Origin of the sequence: Microcystis sp. M_QC_C_20170808_M3Col (assembly GCF_007095505.1) — a bacterium.
Classification (GTDB): Bacteria; Cyanobacteriota; Cyanobacteriia; order Cyanobacteriales; family Microcystaceae; genus Microcystis.
Map to the genome: position 1 here is coordinate 1 of NZ_SFBY01000167.1, position 7,585 is coordinate 7,585.

Sequence of the window (7,585 nt, forward strand, 5' to 3'; positions counted from 1 at the left end):
ATCTTTCTCTAAAAAAATGGAGAATCACGTTGGAGCTGTTTGGTATTTTATCCATGACTATAATGCACAGCAAAGCAAAGGATTAAGCCGCTATCACTACTACCGAATCACCACCGAAGAGCCAAATTTCTTCACAGTAGGTTTTATTTATAGCGGTATGCAGTCGAATGAGGTATACTGCAACAAGCTATAAGTCATTCTAGGCAAGACTTTGTCTGTATCTCACTCAAGCGAATACCGCTATAAGTCCCATTATTCAAAATCATTAGATCAAAACAGAAGTTCACTGGCTGAAACATTTATAGGGATATTTGTAATGTTTGATACAAATCTCTCGATTATCTGTTCTTAAGATGAAAGCTGGTGTTGCTAATTGATCGGGAAAGAGGCCGGCGCAAGCAGATAAAAACCGCACAGAAGCTTGTGCCGTGGGATCGAAATTATTAAGCGGAGAATAGCCTCTGACCGGAATTCAACATCAAAGTTAGTAGGAAACTTGTCATCGCCTAAATAAAGTAACCCTTTATCCACGACACAGCCAAATAGGAAAAATACTTATGAGTTATGGAACGCGTGTTCAAGCTATCTCTCAAGTCACAGACCGTAAACCCCTACCGAGCAAAATTCCGCAACGTTTAGAGGCCCTCTGGGCAACCGATGTCTTTACCCTGAGCAAAATGCAGGCCAGTCTGCCGAAAGACGTATTCAAATCGGTCAAAAACACGATTTTAACTGGTGGAAAATTAGACGTTTCCATCGCCAGTGCAGTAGCGGCAGCGATGAAGGATTGGGCCACGTCCAAAGGGGCGCTGTACTATGCTCACGTCTTCTATCCGATGACTAACGCCACCGCCGAAAAACATGATGGTTTTATCTCCGTGCAGAGCGACGGTTCGGTGATCACAGAATTTACGGGCAAAGTCTTAGTACAGGGGGAACCCGATGGCTCCTCCTTTCCTAACGGCGGACTTCGCTCCACCTTTGAAGCGCGGGGTTACACCGCTTGGGATGTCACCAGTCCAGCCTACGTCATGGAGACGGATAATGGTGTAACCCTGTGTATCCCCACGGTGTTCATCTCTTGGACAGGAGAGGCCCTCGACAAAAAAACGCCGCTTTTACGCTCGATTTCATCGATGAGTAAAGCCGCCACCAGGGTGCTGAAGCTCTTAGGACATACGGAAGTCGCCCCCGTTAACTCCAGCTGCGGCGCTGAACAGGAATATTTCCTCGTAGATGCTCATTTTGCCCATAGTCGCCCCGATTTACTGCTCACCGGTCGCACCCTATTTGGTAAACCCGCCGCTAAGGGTCAACAGTTCGACGATCATTATTTTGGCGCGATTCCCGAACGGGTTCAGGTGTTTATGCAGGAAGTCGAGGAAAGAATGTATCGCCTCGGCATTCCAGCCAAAACCCGCCATAATGAAGTCGCTCCCGGACAGTTCGAGATTGCCCCCTTTTTCGAGGCCGCTAACGTGGCCAGTGACCATCAGCAGTTAATTATGACTTTGCTGAAAAGTACGGCTAAAAAACACGGTTTTGTTTGCCTACTGCACGAAAAACCCTTTGCAGGGATTAATGGTTCGGGAAAACACGTTAACTGGTCTGTCGGCAACGCTACCCAGGGCAATCTGCTGGATCCGGGCGATACTCCCCACGCTAATATGCAGTTTTTGTTATTCTGTGGGGCGGTTATTCGTGGTGTTCACAAGTACGGGCCGCTTTTACGCGCAGTGGTGGCTACCGCCAGCAATGATCACCGTTTGGGGGCAAATGAAGCTCCTCCCGCCATTATTTCGGTATATTTGGGCAGCCAGTTAGAAAAGGTATTCGACCAAATTAGCCAAGGACAAATTGGGGGTTCTGATGCCCCAGGGTTGATGGATCTGGGTGTCGATACCCTGCCGGTATTTCCCAAGGATCCCGGCGATCGCAATCGTACCTCTCCCTTTGCTTTTACGGGCAATCGCTTTGAATTCCGCGCCGTGGGTTCTAATCAGTCAGTTTCCGGGCCGCTGGTGGCGATGAACACGATTCTAGCCGATTCCCTGACTTGGGTGGCGGATAACTTAGAAAGCCAGATGAAAGCCGGAGCAGACCTCAATACTGCTGCCCAGGGTGTTCTCAAGGAGATCATGGACAAACACAGAAATGTGATCTTCGGAGGTAACGGATATTCCCCGGAATGGCACAAAATGGCGGTAGAAGAGCGCGGTTTAGCTAATCTCCGCACCACTGCCGATGCTTTACCCGTGCTGAAGGCCGATTATATCGAAGAACTGTTTACCCGCATGGGTGTGTTTACTCCCGTTGAACTGGAAAGTCGTTTTGATGTCTATGCGGAACAGTATTTACTGGCCATCGAGGTGGAGGCGAAACTGGTGGTAAGTATGGCTAAAACGATTATTTATCCCGCTGCCGTTCGCTACTTGTCGGAATTGTCATTGGCGATCGCTAATGCTGCGGCGATCGGTATCGAGATCGATAAGGAAAGCGCCCAAACTGTCTCGAATCTAATTAAATTACTGATGGATGGCGTTAGCAAACTGAGTGCGGCCATAGCTAAACAGGATTTTGCCTCGATCGAGGAACATATGCAGTATTCTGCTCAAACTATCCGTCCCTTGATGGATCAGGTGCGCGAATATGCTGACACACTGGAAGGGGAAGTAGCTGACAATTTCTGGCCCTTACCTACCTATCAAGAAATGTTGTTTGTTAAATAACACGACCGCAAGGAGGGGGTGAATAGCTGGAAAAATGATTCGCCACCCCCTTCTTTTTAGGTCTGGTAGTTTTAAGTTATGTTAAGAAAAGTAAATACAAACGTAAAACTACTATGGTATTAACTCCGACAATTGGCGAAAAATCCTATAATCGTCAGGATTGGCAAAAAGGCTATCAATCCCAACCTAACGAGTACGATTACGAGGTAGAAGACATCGAGGGGCAAATTCCCCCCGATTTACAGGGTACAGTCTTTAAAAACGGCCCCGGTTTACTCGATATCGCTGGCACTGCGATCGCTCATCCCTTCGATGGGGATGGTATGATCAGTGCGATTAGCTTCAATCATGGGCGCGTACATTATCGTAATCGTTTTGTTAAAACTGAGGGTTATCTCCAGGAACAGAAAGCGGGAAAACCCCTTTATCGCGGAGTTTTCGGCACGAAAAAACCGGGGGGAATTTTCGCCAATGCTTTTGATTTGCGTCTGAAAAATATTGCTAATACTAATGTTATCTACTGGGGTAATAAATTACTGGCACTTTGGGAAGCGGCCGAACCCCATCGCCTCGATGCTAAAACCCTTGATACTATTGGTTTAGACTGTCTCGATGGTATCTTGGAAAAAGGCGATTCTTTTGCCGCTCATCCTCGCATCGATCCCGCTTGTATCTTCGATAATCATCAACCTTGTCTGGTAAATTTTGCCATTAAAACGGGTTTGTCGAGTTCCATTACTCTCTACGAAATTAGTCCCACGGGTAAGTTATTACGTCGTCATACCCACAGTATACCGGGCTTCTGTTTTATCCACGATTTTGTTATTACTCCCCACTACGCTATCTTTTTCCAAAACCCGGTTAGTTATAATCCTTTTCCCTTTCTTTTTGGGTTAAAAGGTGCGGGAGAATGCGTCATCAATCAACCGGACAAGTTAACTAAGATTATTATTATCCCCCGGGATCCTAACAAAGGAGAAGTGAAAGTTTTAGAAACTCCATCGGGTTTTGTGTTCCATCATAGCAATGCTTTTGAGCAAGGGGAGAAAATCTATATCGATTCTATTTGTTATCAATCCTTACCACAACTGGATTCAAATAGCAATTTTCAATCGGTAGATTTTGATAGTTTAGCTCCCGGACATCTGTGGCGATTTACACTAAATTTATCAGAAAATACCGTTACAAGAGAATGTATTCTAGAGCATTGTTGTGAATTTCCCAGCATTAATCCTGCAAAAGTTGGTCAAGATTACCGTTATTTATACATCGCTGCCACTCATCATGCCACTGGTAATGCTCCTTTGCAAGCAATCTTAAAACTGGACTTATTAACGGGAGAAAAACAGTTACATTCTTTTGCTCCCCGGGGATTCGCAGGTGAGCCAATTTTTGTGCCTAAACCCGATGGAATTGCTGAAGATGATGGTTGGTTATTGGTAGTCACTTACGATGCGGCCAATCATCGATCGAATATGGTAATCTTAGATGCTAAAGATATCACTAATTCCCTAGGGATTATTCATCTTAAACATCATATTCCCTACGGGTTACACGGTAGTTGGACTAGACAATGTTTTTAAGTTAATTCTGTGGGGGTGGATTGAAAACCCACCTTTAATAAACTTTACTCTTGAGTTCCTTCTTGTAATAGCCAAAAACCGGCGAAGGATTCCGATTCAGGGTTAGATTGAATGGCTAAAAAATGCAGATTATTCGCTTTTTGTTTAGCTTCTTCAAAGTTTTTGGCTTCGTTTAAAGTCTCGGCATTAGTGACGTTGACGAGAATCCAGCTATCACTAGCACCTGTTTCTAAACGTAGCAGAGGACGAGAACCAGTTTCTAACTTTAAATAGGCCATTTCTAACCCTGACATCCAACCAGCTAAGGGTAAAGCGCGGGGAGAAAAAATAACTAAACCGGGTATTTTGAGATTTTCATCTAATCCCATCCCTAGTGTAGGCAAATTTTCTCCGAAGCTAATATCCCAATCTTTTATATCATTAAAAGAAGACAATTCTAGCGTGACAAAAGCCCATTTATCTGCCTTATCTCCCCGGACAGCATCGGGAAGGGGAACCGCATTTAAAGGAGGATAATTCACGGAAGCGGTTTTAGTTAAATTTTGATCATAACCAACTTCTTGAGGGTAGAAATTAACCATTCTTTCTTCTATCCATCTAGTTAAAGCATGAGTGCGACGACTAGGGGAAGCGGGAATACCGATATCCTCGCAAGCTTTGCTAATCATGTTATTCATCTGACGACGGAAAAAGCGAATTTTTTTGGGAGTTACCCCCGCTTCCTTGATAGCTGCAGTAATTGCCTCTCCTAACCATTGGGAATTAACCGTTGTATTAGGACAATAACTGGCATATTTAAATATTGTATCGGAGGAGCGATCGATTGTTGCTGGAGTTTCACAGATTAATACTTCCCATCTTTTTTTATTATTTTCATCCACCACCGGCCGCGAATAAAAATCAAGTTCCCAAATAGTCATATTTTTTTCAGTTATCAGTTATCAGTTATCAGATTTGAGAACGTAGGTTGGGTTGAAGCATGAAACCCAACACCCGCTCATGTTACGAAGTGCGCTAACCCATCCTACAAATAATTGTGCCTCCCTACTTTAAGTGTGCAGTATGTATTAAGTGGGCAGTATTAAATAGCAGCTTCCTACTGTCTTTTTACTGATTACTGATTACTGCTCACTGATTACTGTTTACTGTTTACTGCTCACTGCTCACTGAAAAATCCCCTATCCCCGACAACAGTACGAACGCGGTAGATAGGACGTTTTTGGGATTCATGGTAAGTTCGCATCAAAATTTCTGCCAAAAGACCAAAACAGAGTAATTGTACCCCAGTTAAAAAGAATAACACGGCCAGGATTAACAAAGGTCGATCGCCGATTTCTTGTCCGAAACCGAGTTTGAGAATAGTCAGATAAGTGCCTAAAATAATCCCCACTACCATCGATAAAAGTCCGTAGAATCCAAAAATGTGCATCGGACGGGTGAGGAACTTTTTCATAAAAAAGACAGTAAATAAGTCCATAATCACGCGAATTGTGCGACCTAAACCATATTTACTCTGTCCGAACCGTCTAGCGTGGTGATTAACGGGAATTTCGGTTATTTTTGCCCCTTCAATAAAAGCTAATGCGGGTAAAAAGCGATGTAATTCCCCGTAGAGATTCATATCGGCGACTAATTCGGCTCGATAGGCTTTCAAAGAACAACCGTAGTCGTGTAATTTGACCCCTGTAACCTTTGCTATCAGCCAATTAGCTATTTTTGAGGGTAAAAGCCGTTTTACCCGGTCATCTTGGCGATTTTTGCGCCAGCCACTCACGAGGTCATAACCTTCCTCTAATTTGGCCAATAATAGGGGTATATCATTGGGATCGTTCTGTAAATCGCCGTCGAGGGTAACGATGACCTGTCCCGTGGCATAATTAAATCCGGCAGCCATGGCGGGGGTTTGTCCGTAGTTGCGTCGCAATATTACCGCCTTGAGATCATCGCGATTTTTGGCTAAATTAGTTAAAACCTCGGTGGAACCGTCCTTAGAACCGTCGTCAACACAGATTATCTCGTAGTTAATTTGATAAGAACGCAAAATCGTGGCGATACTCTCGACGAGATGGGGGATACTGTCCACTTCGTTATAAATGGGAACCACTACCGATAAAGTCTGGATAGCAGCCTGCGGGTTTGGTTCGTTGACACTGATGGACGGTGTAATCGGGGACATAGTTGACTGACGCAGGGACGTTTTGGGGCGATTGTATCACAATTCAGTTATCAGGAGATAGGAGACAGGAGATAGGAGTCAGGAAATAGGGTGATAGGGTTTTGGGGTGATAGGGTGATGAGACAGCTTCCCCACTTACCCACTTACCCACTTACCCACTTCCCCACACCCCACACCCCACTTCCCCACTTCCCCACTTCCCACACCCTACACCCTACACCCCAATTCCCAATTCCCAATTCCCCACTTCCCCACTTCCCACTTCCCTACACCCCTTATCCCTGTTCACTGCTCCCTGTTCACTGTTCCCCTTTCTCTGTTTCCTTTTTCGCTAAAATTGCCTGACGAAAACCTAAGACGACGAGAATATTGGAGAGGGTGAGGAAAAGTTCGGCGCTGCCGTGTAACCAATCGACGTTAGCCAATTCTTGACCATAGTGGATTTTGGCGTAGATACCGGCAGGAATGGTGATAAAAACGAAGATTAACAGCACATAAAAGCCAATTAAGGCTAAACGGGGCATTTTTCCCGAACGAGTGATCAACCAAAGAAACCCCAGATAGGGAAACAGGGAGATGGCAAATAAACTCTCTTTATTCATTGTTAACGCTGATTTTGCTGGAACGCCACAGCCACCAACCGGCAGCACAGAGGGTAAAATTTCCTAAGACAGTCATGGCTGCCTGTAGGGTGACTAACCAGGATAAGGCACTGATATTATCAAAAAAATGCCATGTACAGGCACACATTGCCCCAATTAAAGCGGGTAACATTCCCCAAGATAACATTCGCCACGATCGATCGCTACTGATGTCGCCATAGGTCCAGACTAACCAGATCGCCGCTATCCATTCTACGACACTCGATACATGAACCATCCACGTCGGTATTGATAAAGCATTCATTGGCAAAGAAAAAAGTTAAAAGTTAAAAATAGGTGTTAGGGTGTTAGGGTGTTAGGGTGTTGGGGTTTTAGTTGAATTCCCCCATCTCCCCATCTCCCCATCTCCCCATCTCCCCATCTCCCCATCTCCCCATCTCCCCATCTCCCCATCTCCCCATCTCCCCATCTCCCCATCTCCCCATCTCCCCATCT

6 protein-coding genes and 1 pseudogene are annotated in these 7,585 nt (G+C 45.1%); 3 read left to right on the top strand and 4 right to left on the bottom strand.

Features of this window, described 5'->3' with window-relative positions; genetic code table 11:
* From EWV84_RS07660 to EWV84_RS07670, 3 genes and pseudogenes are all read left to right on the top strand, one after another.
* Positions 1 to 193, top strand: a pseudogene (locus EWV84_RS07660) (hypothetical protein); the annotation flags it as partial.
* A gap of 364 nt (positions 194 to 557) precedes the next feature.
* Positions 558 to 2,729, top strand: a complete 2,172-nt coding sequence (locus EWV84_RS07665; protein ID WP_287077531.1) for a glutamine synthetase III family protein — start codon at positions 558 to 560, stop codon at positions 2,727 to 2,729.
* A 113-nt stretch (positions 2,730 to 2,842) separates the two neighbouring features.
* Positions 2,843 to 4,312, top strand: coding sequence for a carotenoid oxygenase family protein (locus EWV84_RS07670; protein ID WP_287077533.1), 1,470 nt, complete (start codon positions 2,843 to 2,845; stop codon positions 4,310 to 4,312).
* Between the two features lie 44 nt (positions 4,313 to 4,356).
* Here EWV84_RS07670 and EWV84_RS07675 read toward each other — a convergent pair whose 3' ends face one another.
* The 4 genes from EWV84_RS07675 to EWV84_RS07690 form a co-directional block, all read right to left on the bottom strand.
* The gene (locus EWV84_RS07675) at positions 4,357 to 5,232 is read right to left on the bottom strand and encodes a Tab2/Atab2 family RNA-binding protein (protein WP_287077534.1); all 876 of its coding nucleotides are present in this window, start codon (positions 5,230 to 5,232) and stop codon (positions 4,357 to 4,359) included.
* 236 nt (positions 5,233 to 5,468) lie between these two features.
* Entirely contained in the window at positions 5,469 to 6,488 is a 1,020-nt protein-coding gene (locus EWV84_RS07680; protein WP_286825940.1) for a glycosyltransferase, read from the bottom strand.
* Positions 6,489 to 6,787: 299 nt separating this feature from the next.
* The gene (locus EWV84_RS07685) at positions 6,788 to 7,090 is read right to left on the bottom strand and encodes a DUF3593 domain-containing protein (protein ID WP_190358998.1); all 303 of its coding nucleotides are present in this window, start codon (positions 7,088 to 7,090) and stop codon (positions 6,788 to 6,790) included.
* The gene (locus tag EWV84_RS07690) at positions 7,083 to 7,394 is read right to left on the bottom strand and encodes a DUF2499 domain-containing protein (RefSeq protein ID WP_002803528.1); all 312 of its coding nucleotides are present in this window, start codon (positions 7,392 to 7,394) and stop codon (positions 7,083 to 7,085) included. Before EWV84_RS07690 ends, EWV84_RS07685 begins: the two co-directional genes overlap by 8 nt.
* Between the last annotated feature and the right edge of the window lie 191 nt (positions 7,395 to 7,585).

Excerpts from the sequence above, each read along its gene's own strand:
- EWV84_RS07665 (WP_287077531.1), top strand. The coding sequence starts at position 558 with ATGAGTTATGGAACGCGTGTTCAAGCTATCTCTCAAGTCACAGACCGT.
- EWV84_RS07670 (WP_287077533.1), top strand. The coding sequence starts at position 2,843 with ATGGTATTAACTCCGACAATTGGCGAAAAATCCTATAATCGTCAGGAT.
- EWV84_RS07675 (WP_287077534.1), bottom strand. The coding sequence starts at position 5,232 with ATGACTATTTGGGAACTTGATTTTTATTCGCGGCCGGTGGTGGATGAA.
- EWV84_RS07680 (WP_286825940.1), bottom strand. The coding sequence starts at position 6,488 with ATGTCCCCGATTACACCGTCCATCAGTGTCAACGAACCAAACCCGCAG.
- EWV84_RS07685 (WP_190358998.1), bottom strand. The coding sequence starts at position 7,090 with ATGAATAAAGAGAGTTTATTTGCCATCTCCCTGTTTCCCTATCTGGGG.
- EWV84_RS07690 (WP_002803528.1), bottom strand. The coding sequence starts at position 7,394 with ATGAATGCTTTATCAATACCGACGTGGATGGTTCATGTATCGAGTGTC.